We start from the raw sequence: 18,526 nt of genomic DNA, 5'->3' as shown, positions 1-18,526 counted from the left end.
GCCGGAAGGAGCGCGGATGGAAAAATTGAAACCCGGGTCGGAAGTGTGGATCCAAAGCTATAAACATAATGGGACGCTCCATCGTACCTGGTGCAAGGCCGTTGTTCTGGAAGAGACAGATGATCTGTATACGGTCGTTACAAACAAGGCGTGGGTCGTTGAGGCGGACGGCCGAAAGTGGTTTACTCGGGAGCCGGCAGTTTACTTTCTATATAAGCATCACTGGTTCAATGTGATCTCAATGATCCGCAAGAGCGGTGTCTATTATTACTGCAATCTGGCCTCGCCCAGCATCTACGATGGGGAGGCGATCAAGAACATTGACTATGATCTTGATGTGAAGCTGTTTCCGGATCGTTCCTATGAAATTCTGGATGAGGATGAATATCAGGAACATGCGCTGACGATGAATTATCCGGCGCGGGTGATGGAAGCGGTGGAAAGTCAGATGGATCTTCTTCTGGGGATGATGGAGCGGCAGGAAGTTCCGTTTCAGGAGAAGTTCGTCAATGACTATTACCGCCAGTATCTCAAGATGCTGCGGCAGCAGTAACAGGGCAAAACAGAAGGGCCAGGTTCTTTCCTGAAGAATCTGGATTTTTTTTTAAAAATTTACTTGCACAGGAAAAAGAATAGCGATAGATTAGATGAGCACTCGCCGAGAAGCGATGCAGTGATCTTTGAAAACCGAACAGGAAATAAAGCACAGAACAAGAACGTCAATTCAAAAAGGAATTGACTGACGAAAGTCAGTTAAAGAGAGTCAAATCAAATGGAGAGTTTGATCCTGGCTCAGGATAAACGCTGGCGGCGTGCCTAATACATGCAAGTCGATCGGAGAGTTTCAAGCTTGCTTGAGACTTTCAGAGGCGAACGGGTGAGTAATACATAAGCAACCTGCCCACGAAGACCGGGATAACATCTGGAAACGGGTACTAAAACCGGATAGGTAATGGAATCGCATGATTCTATTATTAAAGGAGCGAAACACTGGTGGATGGGCTTATGGCGCATTAGTTAGTTGGTGAGGTAACGGCCCACCAAGACGATGATGCGTAGCCGGACTGAGAGGTTGAACGGCCACATTGGGACTGAGAGACGGCCCAGACTCCTACGGGAGGCAGCAGTAGGGAATTTTCGGCAATGGGCGCAAGCCTGACCGAGCAACGCCGCGTGAGTGATGAAGTTTTTCGGAATGTAAAGCTCTGTTGCGCGGGACGAATGGAGAGGGAGTACCCTCTTGTGACGGTACCGCGCGAGGAAGCCACGGCTAACTACGTGCCAGCAGCCGCGGTAATACGTAGGTGGCGAGCGTTATCCGGAATTATTGGGCGTAAAGGGTGCGCAGGCGGCCTTTTAAGTTCAAGGTGAAAGCGTGGGGCTCAACCCCATAAAGCCTTGGATACTGGGAGGCTGGAGTACTGGAGAGGACAGCGGAATTCCATGTGTAGCGGTAAAATGCGTAGATATATGGAGGAACACCGGAGGCGAAGGCGGCTGTCTGGACAGTAACTGACGCTGAGGCACGAAAGCGTGGGGAGCAAATAGGATTAGATACCCTAGTAGTCCACGCTGTAAACGATGAATACTAAGTGTTGGGGAGACCCAGTGCTGCAACAAACGCAATAAGTATTCCGCCTGTGGAGTATGCACGCAAGTGTGAAACATAAAGGAATTGACGGGGGCCCGCACAAGCGGTGGAGTATGTGGTTTAATTCGACGCAACGCGAAGAACCTTACCAGGCCTTGACATCCCCTGCGAAACTGTAGAGATACAGCAGAGGTTATCAGGGAGACAGGTGGTGCATGGTTGTCGTCAGCTCGTGTCGTGAGATGTTGGGTTAAGTCCCGCAACGAGCGCAACCCTTGTCTTCAGTTACCAGCATCAAGTTGGGGACTCTGGAGAGACTGCCGGTGATAAACCGGAGGAAGGCGGGGATGACGTCAAATCATCATGCCCCTTATGGCCTGGGCTACACACGTACTACAATGGCAGATACAACGAGGAGCGACACTGCGAGGTGAAGCGAATCTCTTAAAGTCTGTCTCAGTTCGGATTGAAGTCTGCAACCCGACTTCATGAAGCTGGAATCGCTAGTAATCGCGGATCAGCATGCCGCGGTGAATACGTTCTCGGGCCTTGTACACACCGCCCGTCATACCATGAGAGTCGGCAATACCCGAAGCCGGCGGCCGAACCCCGCAAGGGGAAGGAACCGTCGAAGGCAGGGCCGATGATTGGGGTCAAGTCGTAACAAGGTATCCCTACGAGAACGTGGGGATGGATCACCTCCTTTCTAAGGAGCAAGATGTACAAGCAAGCACGTTCAAAGGGAGTGCAGTTTCCTGTTTGGTTTTCAGAGATCAAAAGATCTCTGAAGAGGAATGTTCTTTGAAAACTGAATAACAGAGAAAGACATAACAGAAAAGGAAAGTCTTTCTGAATAGTTGAAAAGATTTTAAAGAAGTCTGAACTGAAAAACAGTAAAAGACTTGGATAACAGTTCTCAGTAAGCCGTGTAAGAAGAGAATCTTACGCGAAGTGATTAAATGAAGAAGAGCGTACGGCGGATGTCTTGGCATATAGAGCAGAAGAAGGACGCAGCGAACGGCGAAACGCCGCGGGGAGCCGTAAACAGGCAACGATCCGCGGGTATCCGAATGGGGGAACCCGGCACCCGTAACGGGGTGTCATCATCAGTTGAATACATAGGCTGATGAGTAAAACCCGGCGAATTGAAACATCTTAGTAGCCGGAGGAGAAGAAAACAAACGTAATTCCGGGAGTAGTGGCGAGCGAAACCGGAGGAGCCCAAACCGATCTAAGGGTCGGGGTAGAAGGACCGCAATAAAGAGACTGATTGAGCCAGCCGAATGAGATTGAAAGCTCAGCCGCAGGAGGTGCAAGCCCTGTAGGCGAAGGCGAGAGAGGCTCGAGCGGGATCCTGAGTACGTCGGGGCACGTGGAATCCTGACGGAAGCAGCCGGAACCATCCGGCAAGGCTAAATACTCCTATATGACCGATAGTGCACCAGTACCATGAGGGAAAGATGAAAAGAACCGCGGGAGCGGAGTGAAACAGATCCTGAAACCGTATGCTTACAAAAAGTCAGAGCACATTGATGTGTGATGGCGTGCCTTTTGTAGAATGAACCGGCGAGTTATCCTTGCATGCGAGGTTAAGCAGACAATGCGGAGCCGCAGCGAAAGCGAATCTGAACAGGGTGAGCAGTATGCAGGGATAGACCCGAAGCTGTAGTGATCTAGTCATGAGCAGGTTGAAGGATGGGTGAAACCATCTGGAGGACCGAACCGACCCCCGTTGAAACGTTGGCGGATGACTTGTGATTAGCGGAGAAATTCCAATCGAACACAGCGATAGCTGGTTCTCCCCGAAATAGCTTTAGGGCTAGCGTGGGGTGAAGAGATGCGGAGGTAGAGCACTGAAATCACGCGGGTGGCACCTAGCCATACCAACTGATATCAAACTCCGAATGCCGTATTTTAGTACCCTGCAGTCAGACTGCGAGTGATAAGGTCCGTGGTCAAAAGGGAAACAGCCCGTAATCAACAGATAAGGTCCCAAAATCTGCGCTAAGTGGAAAAGGATGTGGAGACGCGTAAACAGCTAGGAGGTTAGCTCAGAAGCAGCGACCCTTGAAAGAGTGCGTAACAGCTCACTAGTCGAGTATCTCTGCGCCGAAAATTAACCGGGGCTAAGCGCAGTACCGAATCTTTGGATTCGTACTGAAAAGTATGAGTGGTAGGGGAGCGTTCCATGGAGCGTTGAAGCCATACCGTAAGGAGTGGTGGAGCGCATGGAAGTGAGAATGCCGGTGTGAGTAGCGAGAAATCAGTGAGAATCTGATTCAGCGTAAGTCCAAGGTTTCCAGGGGAAGGTTCGTCCTCCCTGGGTAAGCCGGGAACTAAGGCGAGGCCGAAAGGCGTAGTCGATGAACAGCAGGTTGATATTCCTGCGCACGGTTGATGAGTGAAGGAGTGACAGAGAAGGGAAGCGTGAGCCCTGAATGGATTGGGCAGGACGTGCATATAGAAGGCTGGCAGGGAAATCCGTCAGCGGAATTCAAAGCACGGACCGAGTGAACGGGGAGACCCAAGTAGCGAAGAGCGTGGACCCAGCTCTCAAGAAAAGCTTCTGGCGTTAATCATCAATTGTCCCGTACCAAAACCGACACAGGTGGACGAGGCGAATAGCCTAAGCTGAGCGAGAGAACTGTTGCCAAGGAACTCGGCAAATTGACCCCGTACGTTAGCTAGAAGGGGTACTCGAAAGAGTCGCAGAAAAAAGGCCCTAGCAACTGTTTAACTAAAACACAGCTCTCTGCCAAGCCGCAAGGCGAAGTATAGGGGGTGACACCTGCCCGGTGCTGGAAGGTCAAAAGGAAGTGTCCGGAGCAATCCAAAGCACAGAATTGAAGCCCCAGTGAACGGCGGCCGTAACTATAACGGTCCTAAGGTAGCGAAATTCCTTGTCAGGTAAGTTCTGACCCGCACGAAAGGTGTAATGATTTGGGCACTGTCTCGGCAGCAGACTCGGTGAAATCTTAGTACCTGTGAAGATGCAGGTTACCCGCAACTAGACGGAGAGACCCCATGGAGCTTTACTGCAGTCTGCTATTGAGTTTCGGTTAAATATGCACAGGATAGGTGGGAGACTAAGAGGCTGGATCTTTGGATTCATCGGAGTCAATGTTGGGATACCACTCTTATTTAATTGAAATTCTAACCGTATGCCGTAAACCGGGTACGGGACCGTGGCAGATGGGCAGTTTGACTGGGGCGGTCGCCTCCCAAAGAGTAACGGAGGCGCTCAAAGGTACTCTCAGAATGGTTGGAAATCATTCATCGAGCGTAAATGCAGAAGAGTGCTTGACTGCGAGACAAACAGGTCGAGCAGGGACGAAAGTCGGAATTAGTGATCCGGCGGTGCAGAATGGAATGGCCGTCGCTTAACGGATAAAAGCTACCCTGGGGATAACAGGCTGATCTCCCCCAAGAGTTCACATCGACGGGGAGGTTTGGCACCTCGATGTCGGCTCATCGCATCCTGGAGGTGAATTCGCTTCCAAGGGTTGGGCTGTCCGCCCATTAAAGCGGTACGCGAGCTGGGTTCAAAACGTCGTGAGACAGTTTGGTCCCTATCTGTTGTGGGCGTTGGAAGTTTGAGGAGAGCTGTCCCTAGTACGAGAGGACCAGGATGGACATTCCTACGGTGTACCGGTTGTCGCGCCAGCGGCATGGCCGGGTAGCTGAGAATGGATCGGATAAACGCTGAAGGCATCTAAGCGTGAAACCGGCTCCAAGATGAGACTTCCCCTTCCTTGAGAAGATAAGATCCCTCGAAGACGACGAGGTTGATAGGTCAGGGGTGTAAGTGCCGTGAGGCATTGAGCTGACTGATACTAATTGATCGAAGATTTATTCACACGAGACTATTATCCAAAGAAGAAATCGAAACGCCATTTAGAAAGACCAACATTCTATTACGTCTGTACTGTTATTCAGTTTTCAGGGAGCAATCCCCTGATATGATCCGGTGACGATACCGCAGTGGTCACACCTGTTCCCATCCCGAACACAGAAGTTAAGCACTGCAGGGGCGGACATAGCCTTTGGCAAAGTATGCACGCCGCCGGGTTCTCTTGAGAAGATCGCTTCGGTCTTCTCTTTTTTATTGTGGAATTGTAAATGCTCTTTTACTACAATGACCTTGCCAGTTACTTTGGGAGAAAGAAAATGAGCAGATATGATACCGACTTTAGCAAAATGGGTTTTGGGACGCGTGCCGTGCGCAGCGGCGAGCACCCGGATGAGCGGACGCATGCTCTGAACACTCCGATTTTTGAATCTTCGACCTTCGCCTATGAAACCGCGGAAGAATATGATGAAATGCTTGAACGCGGCGCCAGGTGGGAGGAAGGCCTCTATATCTACAGCCGCACGACCAATCCGACAACCGACGAGCTTGCGATGAAGATCCGCGCTCTTGAGCATTCCGAGGACGCATTGATTGTCTCGTGCGGAATGGCTGCGGTCAGCTGTGCTCTTTTTGGCAATCTGAATGCCGGCGATCATGTGATCTGTTCCGATGATACCTTCATGTGCACTTCAAGCATGTTTGAAGATGTTCTGCCTTCCAAGGGCATTGAGACTTCGCGTGTCGAAATTCTCGATCTTGATCAGCTTGAAGCTGCGTTCCGTCCCAATACCAAGGTTGTCTATCTGGAAGTGGAATCGAATCCGCAGCTGAAGCTTGCCAATCTTCCTGAGATCGCGAAAATCGCTCATGCGCACGGCTGCAAATTCATTGTTGATAATACCTTCCTGTCGCCGAACGTTCTGACGCCGCTGGACTGGGGTGTTGATATCGTCGTTCATTCCGGCACGAAATATCTTGTCGGCCATGGCGATGCGCTGTGCGGTGTAATGGCAGGGTGCAAGAAGGATATGGATCGTGCCCGCTATATTATGGATAACCTTGGCCAGCATATCAGCCCGTTTGATGCGTGGCTCGCTCTTCGCGGCATTCATACACTCCATGTGCGCAACGATCGTCAGTGCGAAACGGCGATGAAGCTTGCAAAATGGTTTGAGCAGCGTCCGGAGGTTGCGGAAGTGCTGTATCCGGGTCTGGAAAGCCATCCGCAGCATGAGCTTGCCAAAAAGATGTTCCGCGGCGAGAGATACGGCGGGATGCTTGGTGTACGTCTCAAGGGCGGTTATGAAGCAATGTGCAGGTTCTGCGATGCGACGAAGATTCCGCCGGTTGCGACCAGTCTTGGCGATGTCGTTACACTGATGTTTCCGAAGTCGCATTACAACAATCTCATCCGTCTTTCCATCGGTCTGGAAGATGCGGATGATCTGATTGCGGATTTTGATCAGGCGTTTGAAGCGCTGAAGGACTGATCCGCAGACTGTCTCTGATATGGATGTTTCGGTTTTTGAACTGGATGGAAAGCGCATCACGGTATTTCCGGGCGTCAGCGGTTCTCCGGTCGTTTATCTGAACTGCTTCGAGGATCCTTCGGAAGAAATTGATCGACAGATTGGTCTTCCGCATTCTCTTGTCTGCATTTCCCGCATGAACTGGAATAATGATCTTTCGCCCTGGCGCGCCGATGGTCTCTCACGGCGCGATCCTCCCTTTGAAGGCGGTGCTGATACCTATCTTGCCTGGCTCGGCAGTGCGGTGATTCCTGCCGTTGAAAAAGGTTTGCAGAAGCCTGGCAATCGCATCATTGCAGGCTATTCGCTTGCAGGTCTTTTTGCGCTCTATGCGGTGTATCAGTGTGATCTTTTTACGCGCTGCGTCAGCGCTTCGGGTTCGCTCTGGTATCCGGGATTCGTCGACTTCTGCAGGGCGCATCCGTGTTCCACTTCGTTAACGGATGTGTATCTTTCGCTGGGCGATCGGGAACATCTGACGCGTCAGCCGGTGCTTGCCAGTGTGCGCAGCTGTACGGAAGAGATCTATCAATTGCTCGATGCCCGCGGCATTCGGTGCATGCTTGAATGGAATCCTGGCAGCCACTTTGTCGATAAACAGCAGCGGCTTTGCCGTGGCATCCGCCGGTGCCTAGGGGAAAAGCAATGAGCATCTGCGATATCGTGCAGGGGTTCAATGAACGGGGGTCAGGCTGTATAATCAGCGTTGTGAGGAAAGAACGAAATGAAAGATACGGAACCGATTTACATTACCGGGCACCAGCATCCGGATACGGATTCGGTAGCCTCGGCTATTGCCTATGCGTTCTTTAAGAGGGCGAAGGGGATCAAGGCAATCCCGTGCCGGCTTGGGCCGCTGAATAATGAAACGAACTATCTTCTGAAGCGTTTCGGCTTTGAAGCGCCGATGCTGCTGGATGATGCGCGGAAACAGATCCGTGAAATCGAGATTGATCCGCCTGATTTCATTACACCGGAGACGACGGTGTTTGAGACGCTGCAGCTGATGAATTCGCTGGACCGGCAGTCGTTTGCCGTTCTGGATGACAATTATCATATCGTCGGCTTCGTCTCTACCAGCGATCTTGCCAAGATCGGTCTTGGCGATACGGCGGCTGAAATTGAGCTGCTGAAGAATACAAGCGTCGATCATATTGCGGAAGCCATTAACGGAACGATTCTTTACGACGATGAACAGTCGCATATCAACGGCAAGGTTTCCATCATCTCCCTCTCCAAGAACCGTACTTCCAACTATGATGTCAAGGATCGCATCGTCATCATCGGCGATGATCCGGATTCTCAGCTCGACCTGATCGCAAACAAAGGTGCCGGGCTTCTGATCGTTGTCTGGTGCGACAATCTTCGTGAAGATGTGATGGAGGCGGCGAAGAAATATCACTGCCCGATCATCAAGTCCGGCCATGGCAGCATGAACACGAGCCGCTTCCTGTACCTGGCGCCGCCGGTGAAGCTGATCATGAAGATGCCGCACGTATTCAAGGATACGGAGCTTGTGGAAGATGCGGCGGAAATGATGATGAAGACGCGCTACCGCAACTATCCGGTCGTCAATAAGGATGGCAGGCTTGTCGGGTACATCAATCGTTTCCATATCATGAACTACCGGAACAAGAAGATCATTCTGGTGGATCATAATGAATTTGCCCAGTCCGTTCGGGCCGTAGAAAAGGCACAGATTCTCGAAGTCGTCGACCATCACCGGATCAGCGACTTCGCAACGTCACAGCCGGTATCGTTCCGGAATGAAATTGTCGGATCCACGGCAACGATCATCACGACGATGTTCCGTGAAAATCAGATTCCAATGCCGCAGAACCTTGCCGGACTGCTGCTGGGGGCTGTGCTTTCCGATACGCTCATGTTCCAGTCGCCGACAACGACGCCTCGCGACCGCGATGTCGCAAACATTCTCGCGGCGCTTGCGGATCTTGATATTGAGACCTTCGGCAACGAAATGTTCGGCGCAACGGCTTCGGCAGCGGACAAATCGATCCATGAGATGCTCATTCAGGACATTAAGTATTTCGACATTGCGGGCAACCATGTCATGATTTCCCAGGTTCTGGTTACTTCGGCCAGGGACATGCGCAACCGCCGCGCTGAGATCATGAGCGAAATGAATGATCTCGTGCGCCGCAAGGAACTGGATCTTCTTGTCGTCGCCTTCAGCTCGATTCTTGAAAACGGTTCCGTCATCTTCCTGGCGGGTGAGAGGGCGGTGCGTGCCGCCGCCGCTTTCCCGGACAAGGATGGGGAACAGAATTCTCTGCAGGTCGGCATTCTTTCGCGCAAGACACAGATTCTTCCCAAAATTTCGGCAGCTCTTGGTGCCTGAGTAACATGAAAGAGACTCATCCATTTGATATGAGTCTCTTTTTCGGGCGCTTTTGAAATGTGTGGGGTTAGAGTCAAACCGGAGCGATAAATCTCTGGGGTAACTGGCGCCCCATAATCATGAACTCAGCGCCCGAGTCATCTGAAGTAAGACATGACCTTACAACTGGTTTGAACAGCTGTGAGGCCAAGTTTTTATTTCGCCGTTTTTGTGACATTCGAGTGTATCGGGTTCAATGAGTAGGTCGCATCCTTGTCCAGAACGTACATGAGGCGGTTGCGGAATCTGTCCCAGTTGTGATAGCCGTTCGCATTCTTCTTGATGCACTTACAGATTGAGTTTCGGTTTTCAATGATCGCATTGGTCATCCGCTTATGATAGGCATTGGGTTTGCCGGTCTTGGAATCGACCTTGTAGATGTAGCCGTAGGTAGTAAGAGAATTGATGATTTCGGTCCGCCATTTGGTCAGTGTGCTGGCGAAGTGACGCATTTCCGGTACCTGAGACTTCCTGAACTCCGTAATCAGTTCGTTCAGTTTCTGCTCCCTATCGTTGGGCGTGGCGGTCTCATAGTAGTCGTATACTTTTTCTTTCAGATTCCATGACTCCATCAGCTCAGGGCTTATTTTCAGGAGCTTCTCGCGGAGATCATAGTAGTCAATCGGAAATTTGAAATGATTGTTATATCTTCTCTGTCCGTTTGGATCGAACAGCTTCTTACCATCTTTTGTGCTGCTGTCGGAATGCCTGTAGAGAATCCAGTTGAACTTCTTGAGAAGATAGTATTCATCGGAACCTTTTGTGGTTCCTTTCATGGCACGGATTCGAACACTGTCGGTCTGGCGTCCCAGTTCCTGGCAGAGATGGAATCTGTCCACGATACCGATACTGTTCGGGAAACACTTCTTCATGACCGTTCGATAGGTATCGTACATATCGAAGGAACAGGCTTTGACTTTCTTCCGCTCTTCCAGCGGGATCTTCATAAAGTAGCTGAGCAGCCGATCTTCCCGTCTGGAGTTCAGGAAATCAATGGGCGTCTGTCTCTGGAAATCCATAAGAACACAGACGAATTTCTCGCTGTAGTTGCGGAAGGCATAGACTTCATCAAAGCTGATCATCTCCGGCAGAGGTTTCCTGGGAAGACTGACGTGATCATCAAACAGATAGGCAGCTGTGGCAGGAGAGAGATGATACCTGCGCGCAACGGAAGAGAATGTCTCGTTATAGTTCTTCAGATCCGTGAGCACTCTCTGAACCGTGAATGCGGAGATACTCATACTGCCAAAGGAGAATGGATTCTTCTCTGCATAGGTTCGATGACATACCGGACAGACATATCGTCTGGCCCGGTAAAGCAGCGTACATTTACGATCAGAAAGAACACTGTGCGTAATCTTCTTCCAGTAATAATCTTTGATCCTTGGAGTTTTACAGCCGCATTCCGGGCAGGGCTCATAGTGCGGAACGAGCCGGACTGAGATCTGTGCATTTCCATTCAAGTTCTGATACTGGAAGTCCTCCACATCACTGTCTTCCAGGCCGAAGAGCTCCATGATGTCCTCTTTATTCGTGTTAAGAGACATACCGATGACCTCTGATTCTGCAGGGAATCGATTGAATACCGTATACCATGCATGAATTCCTTTCCGGAAAGCCGAATCAAAATGATGAACGAAGGGCTTTTCTTCAAAATGATGAGGTGAAACGTTCCTTCGTTCGGTATTGATCGGCTTTCATCCCTTCTGCCCTCAGAATAGGAACGCAGAGGCTTCTTTGATATTCCTGCTGTGAGAAAAAGAGGTCATGTGAAAACGAGCTGGCAGCGCAGCTTTCTGTTCTGCAGGAACTGCCTGCCAAGCAGGGTAATACAATTCGTGGTTATATCCGTATTGAGGTAAATGCGCCTGGTATTGAGAATACTCTGCCAGTACCGGTTGAACTTCCAGCGGATCAGCCGTACAGCGTCATAGTCAAAGGAATTACCGCTTTCTTCAACGGTAAAGGAACGATCCCCGCATGAAGTAAGAACAGCGGTAAAATCGTCCGCGGTGCGGCTGCTGTAGGGGATCATGAAAGACAGCAGAACTGCATCTGCAGACGAGCCTTTCCGGTAAACACGCTTAATGATCAGTGTCACAGTATGATCAAGAATGGTAAATCTTCTGCTGTACTTTGCGTAATACAGATAGCCATTATTCACAATCAGTTCGGAAACCGACTGATCATAAAAGACCTGAACAGCTCTTGTAATGATTTCCTGTGTGGAAGAATCGTTTGAGGAATGAATCAGGCGATTCTTAACAAACTCCACGAGCTTGTGCAAATGACAATGAATCATGATCATCAGACAGGTCTATAATGGAGTCGCTGGCATGTGCTGGACTGCGAAGGGTTTGGGGATGCCAGCTTTTATTATTGCCAGGAGCTCAACATTCCTCCTTTACCTGAAGGATAGTCTTTTTCATCCAATTCGAACAATACCTGTACAAAAAAAGCAAACCCCAGAGTCTTAAACTTTCACAGACATACATAAAAGATGGCAACCCCATCACCTTGAAATGCAGGTCACCATCCCCTCAAATTTTTAAATATCCCTTTTTCGTGCTGTGCTACAATAGGCCGGCATGGTTGAGGTAATCAGGGATGAATGAAATAAATAAATCAAAGCGGCTGTTGAAGCGCTATGTGCTGCAGTCGATCGCCATGATCATGATCGGCGTCGGCATCTCCATGTGCGATCATGCACGTATGGGGACCGATCCCTTCTCGGTATTTTTAAAGGGAACAAGCATCGTCTTCGGCATATCTCTGAGTCTTTCCAATGCGGTCTGGTGTCTTGCCCAGGTGGGATTTGCCCTGTTTCTGGATCGTCGCCATGTGTCGTTTGGAACGGTATTAAGTGTATTTACAAGTTCACTCGGCATCAGTCTGATGGACGCCATTCTTCCGGAAACAGTAGCTTCGCTGGGGATGCGGATCGCATTGATGCTCATGGGAATTGCGGTGTATGCCTTCGGCGTCGGTTTCAGCCAGTATCCGGACGTCGGCTTTTCGACCTATGATTGCTTTATCTTCTCGCTTGGCAGAATCTTCCATCGGGATGACTACCACACCCTGCGCTGGATCGCGGACGGTGCCAATCTTGTGATCGGCTGGCTGCTGGGAGGTACGGTCGGCATTGCGACCATCCTGTGCCTGGTGCTGGTTGGAAAGATTGCGGAGTCAGTTCTTCAGATGTTCAATGAAAAATTCGGCAGCTGCGTGCCGAAAGCCGGTAAATAATCGATATTTCAAAAAGGCGGGATGCGTTAGGCACCCCGCTGTGTTTATCTCTCTGTTTCGTATCTGTACAGAGCTTCCAGAGCTGTCGCAATTTCGCGGCGTTCACCTTCAGCGGTACGGACTGCACCATCGCTGTAGCTTCCGATGGCATCAGCCGTATCGCTGCCATAGACAACGACATTGTTCAGAATGGATGCCGTCGCCACATGACGCAGACGGCCGGCAACGAAGAGCGCTGCTGTCTCCATGTCCGCGCCCAGTACCCCTTTCTTACTCCAGCCAGCTTCGATTTCAGCATTGTCATCGATATAGAACGATTCGTGGCTGTGAACGATGCCGGTGTGGCAGCCCCAGCCTTCTTCCTTTGCGATACTGCGGCAGTACTGCAGCAGATCCGGATCCGGAACGGCCGGATAGGTAACATCGACATAGGCCTTGGACGTACCATCATCACGGATGGCGCCGCAGGCGAAGATCAGATCGCCAAGCTGAATTCCTTTCTGAAGAGCGCCGCATGAGCCGATGCGGATCATGGCATCCACACCAAGATGCGCAAGTTCCTCAATGGCAATCGAAGCGGACGACCCGCCGATGCCGGTCGATACGGCAAGAATCCAATGGCCCTTGTACAGTCCCTCCAGGGAGCGGAATTCACGATTGTAGGCAAGTTCATGGACATCTGTCATCTGCAGGGCAATCCGGTCGAGACGGGCAGGATCCCCCGGCAGAATGGCGCATTTTGCGCGAATGGATTCATCAAGCTGAATGTGCGGCTGTTTCATAAATTTTCCCTTCTTTCCATCAACATTGTTTAAACAGCTCTGTTAACGTTCTTCGAACGGGTTCTTTTTCTTCCTCGGGAAGAAACGAAGCATTGATCGCATTGAGATTCATCTGAATCATGTCTTTCTCACTGAGGCCCATGTCATGGATGCAGTGATCATATTCATCATCGAGCGTAACATGGCTCATGGTCTTATTGTCGGTGCTGATGGTTGTAAGCATGCCCATCCGGTACAGTGCTTTCAGAGGATGTTCCCGATAGGAGGGAACACTCATGCACTGAACGTTGCTCGTAGGGCACAGTTCCAGGGTAATGCCGCTGGCAATGGCGCGCTGGCAAAGGTCCGGATCATAGATAATATGGTGACCGTGGCCGATTCTTGTTACACCGAAGTCAAGCGCATCGCGCACTGTTTCCGGCCCCTGGCTGTCACCCGCATGGCAGGTCATCGGAAGATGATATTCCTTCGCCTTTGCAAACAGGGGAGCGAAGTTTTTCAGAGGAACAATCCCTTCGGCTCCGGCAAGATCGATGCCGACCACACCTTTGCCAAGATACCGGTGACATACTTCGACGGTCTCCATGTTCGCATCCCAGTTGGCCTTTTCCGTCCCTACGCACATCATGCAGGTAAGAATGCCGATGGCGATATCCGGATATTTTTCCAGAGCCTTCGTTCTGCCGGCCAGAACCGCTTCTACAGCCTGTGCCTGTGACATGCCTTTGGCGGTGTGAAGCTGTGGCGCAAAGCGGATTTCCGCTGCCGCATGACCGTCTAAGGCAAGGTCTTCAATCAGTTCAAAGGTGATTGTTTCCAGCGATTGAGGATCCTGAAGCACGGAAGAAGGCTGCTCAAACATTTCGAGAAAGCGATTGACCGATCGAGCATCCGAATGTTCCCGAAGCCATTCTCGGTAGCCCTCGGGGGTTGTGCCGGGCATGGTGATGCCGCGCTCTTTGGCCAGGCGGCACATGGTTTCAACACGGTAAGAGCCGTCCAGGTGCAGATGGAGCTCTACTTTGGGAAATGAATATGAATGATTCATGGAAACCCTCCTTCCAAAAGCGTAATCATAATTTCCGTTGTTCGCAATTCCGGTTTGTACTTTTTCCTGAAAAACGTTTCCTGTGCGCTTGCAGTAAAATGAGAAAAAAAGGAGAAACAGAATGTTAGATGGAATTGTCGATACCCATGCTCATATGGATGATCCCTGCTACAAAGATCATCTTTCCGAAATACTTGCCAGTGAGAAGGCAAAAGGAGTATTCCGCATCATTACGTCCGGCTCGAACCTTCCTTCCAGCCGCGCTTCCATTTCTCTTGCGCACACCTATGACCTTCTGAAGGCATCTGTCGGCATCTATCCCAATGAAGCCGCCGGACTGCCGGATGACTATATTGATCAGCTGAGAACGATGGCACAGGATCCGCAGGCCGTTGCCATCGGCGAGATCGGCCTCGACTATGGCTATGAACAGCGGCCGGCACCGGAAATTGAGAAGCCGGTGTTCCATGCCCAGCTGCAGCTGGCAAAGGAGATGAATCTTCCGATTGTGATTCATGACCGTGATGCGGATGAAGACATTCTTCAGATGCTCAGGGAATTTCCCGGCTTGAAGGGAACCGTCCATCGCTTCTTTTCACTGCCGAAGTATGCGGAACAATTTCTTGATCTCGGCTATTACATCAGTGTCGGTCCTCAGATCACCTATCCCCACAGTGAGCGGCTGCTTGAAACCATCCGTCTTCTTCCGATGGACCGGCTGCTGCTGGAGACGGATGCGCCGTTTCTTCCTTCCTATCAGGTGCCGTTTCCTGCCTATCCTTCCATGATTGAAGAAGCGGCTGTCAGAATTGCCGAGATCCGGCACTGCAGCCCGCAGGACGTTGTATCGCAGGCAAAGAAAAATGCTGAAACGCTGTTTTCAAGCCGCCTGTTTGACTGATCCTTCCTTAAGCGTACTGTAAAGCCAGTGGAAGAAGATGCCGCTGTCAGCGGAGAAGGCGTAGTGACAGTTGGCTTCCAGTTTTTCTTCGGTATAGTTTCTTCCCAATACTGTTTCGCCATAGGCAAAGCCATGACCGAGATCAACATGGCAGGAAACATCTTCGATCTTCAGAACTTCCGGATGAACGAGTGCACAGACCGCCAGCGCATCATGCAGGGCGGCTCCGACACCCGTTCCTTTTGTATCGCCATGTGCTGCGGAAGCATGCAGGCGGTGTTCGATCAGGGCTGCACACAGTTCGGCGGGAGCGGAATGGATTTCCCGGATCTGCTGCGCCTGTCTGGCGTTGAGGCAGGCATGGGACGTCGCATCAAGAGAAACCATCGTCAGATCAATGCCGCTTTGCAGAACGATTTCCAGTGCCTCCGGGTCACACCATACATTGAACTCGGCCGCCTGCGTATCGGGATAGACGCTTCGTGTTCCGCCCATCATGACGATCCGCTTGATCTTATCCGCTATAGAAGGATTTGCACGCAGGGCAAGGGCGATGTTGGTCATTGGACCGGTCGGTACCAGGGTGATGGAATGATCCGCTGCCTTATTCAATGTTTCGATCAGATAGACGCAGGCACAGGTGTCCTGTGCTTTCAGCGCTGTTTCAGGCAGCGGCAGATGATCGACATGGATCGCTGTTTCCTGGCTGCGCTGTCCTTCCTTTCTGGGAAGGCTCTTTGCCTGAGCAATCCAGGGCTGCAGGGTGCTGACCATCGGAAGCGGAGCTCCGGCATGGACCGGAACATCGGATCGCCTGCAGCAAGTCACGACCCGCAGCGTATTATCGGTTGTGTTTTTCAGCTCCACATTGCCGCCGACCGTGCAGATACCAAGCACGTCCAGATCCTTGCTTAGAAGGGCGGCGCATAGGGCAATCGCATCATCGGTTCCAGTATCGACATCGAGAATGATCTTTTCGTTCATAGGGCACATCTCCTGCTTCAAGTATAGGGGAGCAGAAATTTCAAGCAATATGTAAACGATTCCACACAATCGGTTTTCAGACGTTTGAAAGAATGCGGTGAAATTATGAGGGGGATTTTGAAATTGCCTGTTTTTATCGGTCAGAAGTCCTGATTTCTGTTGACACATCTGGATCTGGAATCCTATAATTCGGGATGTAAGCGTTACCATTTGGCACTTTTCACAGAAACTGGAGGGAACATGGGGAACCGTCCGACAATCAAAGAAATAGCCAACGAAGCCGGAGTTTCTTCTGCAACCGTTTCCAGATTCATCAATAAATCGGGGTATGTAAACGAAGAAACGGCGGCGCGGATTCAGAAGGTCGTGGAAAAGTTCAACTTCCGGCCAAGCCAGATTGCGCGAAGCCTGAAAACGCAGAGTACGCATAATCTTGCGCTGATTGTGCCGGACATTCAGAACCCGTTCTATTCCCGGATGGCGAACCGCGTGCAGCATCTTCTGTTGTCACGAGGCTATACGGTGACACTGCTGGATTCCGGCGGAGAGCCGGCGATGGAAATGAACTGCCTCCATGTGGCGGCTTCGATTTCCGTGGATGGCATACTGTTTGCGTCCATCTCGGCGCAATTGGCGATTCTGGAGGAACTGGAAAAGCTTCGCATTCCGGTTGTCATGATCAACTCCTACGACAGCTGCCCGTTTGATTCGGTCCATGGCGTTCGCTGTGAAAGTACCTACCTTGCGACAAAGCATCTGATCCATCTTGGCCATCGCCGCATCGGCTATGCCGGAGGAACGATGCATACGGCAATTGAAAACAGCCGCTATGGAGGCTATTGCAAAGCAATGCAGGAAGCGGGTCTGAAGGTGGATCCGAGCATGGTATTCGAGATGGGATTCAACAGTGATTCCGGAAAGAAAAGCGGCGCCTATTTTACCGCCCTGGAGCAGATGCCGACGGCGATCTGCTGCGGCAATGATCTGATCGCACTCGGCGTTCTGCAGGTATTTCAGAAAAAAGGAATCCGGGTTCCGCAGGATGTATCACTGACAGGCGTCGACAATATTATTTACGGGGAATTGAGTTCACCGCCGCTGACGTCGGTCATCAACGACAGCGACGAGTTTGCGGACAAGGCGGTCAGCGCACTGTTTGATCGCATCGAAGGCCGCTACACAGGAGAACCAAGGGAATACAAAATCGAGCGGCAGCTGGTCATCCGCGGCAGCACTGCCGAATGCGGTGGGGAAAGAAAAAGGGAAGAGCAATGAAAATACTGGATATCGGATCACTGAACATTGACCGCGTTTATTCCGTAGATCACTTTGTGAAGGAAGGGGAAACCATTTCTGCAGACCGTCTGGAATTCTTCAATGGAGGCAAGGGGCTGAACCAGTCCATTGCCTGTGCTAAAGCCGGGGCAGAGGTGATTCACGCCGGAGCCGTCGGCAGGGATGGAACCTTTCTGATTCAGCTGCTCAAAGACAGCGGCGTTCATGCGGATGATGTTCAGGTGCTGGATGAACCAAGCGGACACGCGGTGATTCAGCTGACGCCCGGCGGACAGAACTGCATCATCATTTCGCACGGTGCCAATTTCTGTCTGAAGGAGGAATACATTGACCGCATGCTGGAAAAATGTGATCCGGGTGACCTTCTTCTTCTGCAGAATGAAGTCAACAACCTTGCCTATGCAATGACACAGGCAAAGAAGCGCGGCATGAAGATTGCCTTCAATGCTTCGCCGATTACAGATGCGATTGCGTCCTGCCCTCTGCAGCTGGTTGATTATTTTCTGGTCAATGAAACGGAGGGAAGCTATCTCAGCTCTCTTCAGGAAGGATCCAGTCCAGAGATCCTCGCTGCCCTGCATGCAAAGTTTCCGCAGGCGGTCATCGTTCTGACCGTCGGCAGCGATGGCGTTCTTTACCAGGAAGGCGATACGGTGCTTTCCCATCCTGCCTACCGCGTGCATGCGGTGGATACGACAGGGGCAGGAGATACCTTTACCGGTTTCTTCCTGGCCGGGGTATGCAAAGGCCTGGATGCTCAGGAGTGTCTCAGGGTGGCAAGCCTTGCGGCCGCACGGGCTGTAACCATCAAGGGAGCAGCCAACAGCATTCCGGACTGGAATGAGATGGAAGATTTTGCGAAACAGTTCGCTGAAAAAAAAGGGAAAGGATAGGGAACATA

General features: G+C 51.1%; 13 protein-coding genes and 3 rRNA genes. 11 read left to right on the top strand and 5 right to left on the bottom strand.

Annotated elements, in window-relative coordinates; all coding sequences use genetic code 11:
- Positions 1-16: 16 nt before the first annotated feature.
- From C1714_RS00550 to C1714_RS00520, 7 genes are all read left to right on the top strand, one after another.
- Positions 17-553, top strand: coding sequence for a DUF402 domain-containing protein (locus C1714_RS00550; RefSeq protein WP_102341362.1), 537 nt, complete (start codon positions 17-19; stop codon positions 551-553).
- A 216-nt stretch (positions 554-769) separates the two neighbouring features.
- A 16S ribosomal RNA gene (locus tag C1714_RS00545) occupies positions 770-2,297 on the top strand.
- 247 nt (positions 2,298-2,544) lie between these two features.
- Positions 2,545-5,448 (top strand): 23S ribosomal RNA (locus C1714_RS00540).
- Positions 5,449-5,554: 106 nt separating this feature from the next.
- Positions 5,555-5,660: ribosomal RNA gene (gene rrf, locus C1714_RS00535) — 5S ribosomal RNA — on the top strand.
- Together the 16S, 23S and 5S rRNA genes form the textbook arrangement of a ribosomal RNA operon.
- Positions 5,661-5,758: 98 nt before the next feature.
- Positions 5,759-6,931 (top strand): trans-sulfuration enzyme family protein, encoded by a 1,173-nt coding sequence (locus tag C1714_RS00530; protein WP_167849874.1) that lies wholly within the window; start codon positions 5,759-5,761, stop codon positions 6,929-6,931.
- Between the two features lie 19 nt (positions 6,932-6,950).
- Entirely contained in the window at positions 6,951-7,619 is a 669-nt protein-coding gene (locus C1714_RS00525) for an alpha/beta hydrolase (RefSeq protein WP_102341360.1), read from the top strand.
- Between the two features lie 75 nt (positions 7,620-7,694).
- Complete coding sequence (locus C1714_RS00520; protein WP_102341359.1) at positions 7,695-9,329, top strand: putative manganese-dependent inorganic diphosphatase; 1,635 nt, start codon at positions 7,695-7,697, stop codon at positions 9,327-9,329.
- A 194-nt stretch (positions 9,330-9,523) separates the two neighbouring features.
- Here the strand turns inward: C1714_RS00520 and C1714_RS00515 are convergent, their stop codons facing one another.
- Together C1714_RS00515 and C1714_RS00510 are read right to left on the bottom strand one after the other, a co-directional pair.
- A complete protein-coding gene (locus C1714_RS00515) occupies positions 9,524-10,915 on the bottom strand; it encodes an ISL3 family transposase (RefSeq protein WP_102341358.1) in 1,392 nt (463 codons plus the stop codon).
- A 218-nt stretch (positions 10,916-11,133) separates the two neighbouring features.
- Entirely contained in the window at positions 11,134-11,676 is a 543-nt protein-coding gene (locus tag C1714_RS00510; protein ID WP_102341357.1) for a hypothetical protein, read from the bottom strand.
- Positions 11,677-11,975: 299 nt separating this feature from the next.
- Here C1714_RS00510 and C1714_RS00505 point away from each other — a divergent pair, with 299 nt between their 5' ends.
- Positions 11,976-12,614: a YczE/YyaS/YitT family protein gene (locus C1714_RS00505; RefSeq protein ID WP_102341356.1), complete on the top strand. Its 639-nt coding sequence runs from the start codon at positions 11,976-11,978 to the stop codon at positions 12,612-12,614.
- Between the two features lie 44 nt (positions 12,615-12,658).
- Here the strand turns inward: C1714_RS00505 and C1714_RS00500 are convergent, their stop codons facing one another.
- Complete coding sequence (locus C1714_RS00500) at positions 12,659-13,396, bottom strand: nucleoside phosphorylase (protein ID WP_102341355.1); 738 nt, start codon at positions 13,394-13,396, stop codon at positions 12,659-12,661.
- A gap of 19 nt (positions 13,397-13,415) precedes the next feature.
- A complete protein-coding gene (gene add, locus C1714_RS00495; protein ID WP_102341354.1) occupies positions 13,416-14,444 on the bottom strand; it encodes an adenosine deaminase in 1,029 nt (342 codons plus the stop codon).
- 121 nt (positions 14,445-14,565) lie between these two features.
- Here add and C1714_RS00490 point away from each other — a divergent pair, with 121 nt between their 5' ends.
- Positions 14,566-15,345, top strand: a complete 780-nt coding sequence (locus C1714_RS00490; RefSeq protein WP_102341353.1) for a TatD family hydrolase — start codon at positions 14,566-14,568, stop codon at positions 15,343-15,345.
- Here C1714_RS00490 and C1714_RS00485 read toward each other — a convergent pair.
- Entirely contained in the window at positions 15,325-16,329 is a 1,005-nt protein-coding gene (locus C1714_RS00485) for a nucleoside hydrolase (protein WP_167849873.1), read from the bottom strand. The two genes, C1714_RS00490 and C1714_RS00485, sit on opposite strands and share 21 nt — an antisense overlap.
- Before the next feature lie 240 nt (positions 16,330-16,569).
- Here C1714_RS00485 and C1714_RS00480 point away from each other — a divergent pair, with 240 nt between their 5' ends.
- Positions 16,570-17,604, top strand: coding sequence for a LacI family DNA-binding transcriptional regulator (locus C1714_RS00480; protein ID WP_102341351.1), 1,035 nt, complete (start codon positions 16,570-16,572; stop codon positions 17,602-17,604).
- Positions 17,601-18,518, top strand: a complete 918-nt coding sequence (locus tag C1714_RS00475; protein ID WP_102341350.1) for a ribokinase — start codon at positions 17,601-17,603, stop codon at positions 18,516-18,518. The genes C1714_RS00480 and C1714_RS00475 overlap by 4 nt, the downstream gene beginning before the upstream one ends.
- The last annotated feature ends 8 nt before the right edge of the window (positions 18,519-18,526 follow it).

The sequence above is a fragment of the Galactobacillus timonensis genome (assembly GCF_900240265.1).
GTDB classification, from domain to species: Bacteria; Bacillota_I; Bacilli_A; order Erysipelotrichales; family Erysipelotrichaceae; genus Bulleidia; species Bulleidia timonensis.
The sequence above is the reverse complement of the archived record's forward strand: the minus strand, read 5'-3'. Positions and strand labels throughout refer to the sequence as shown.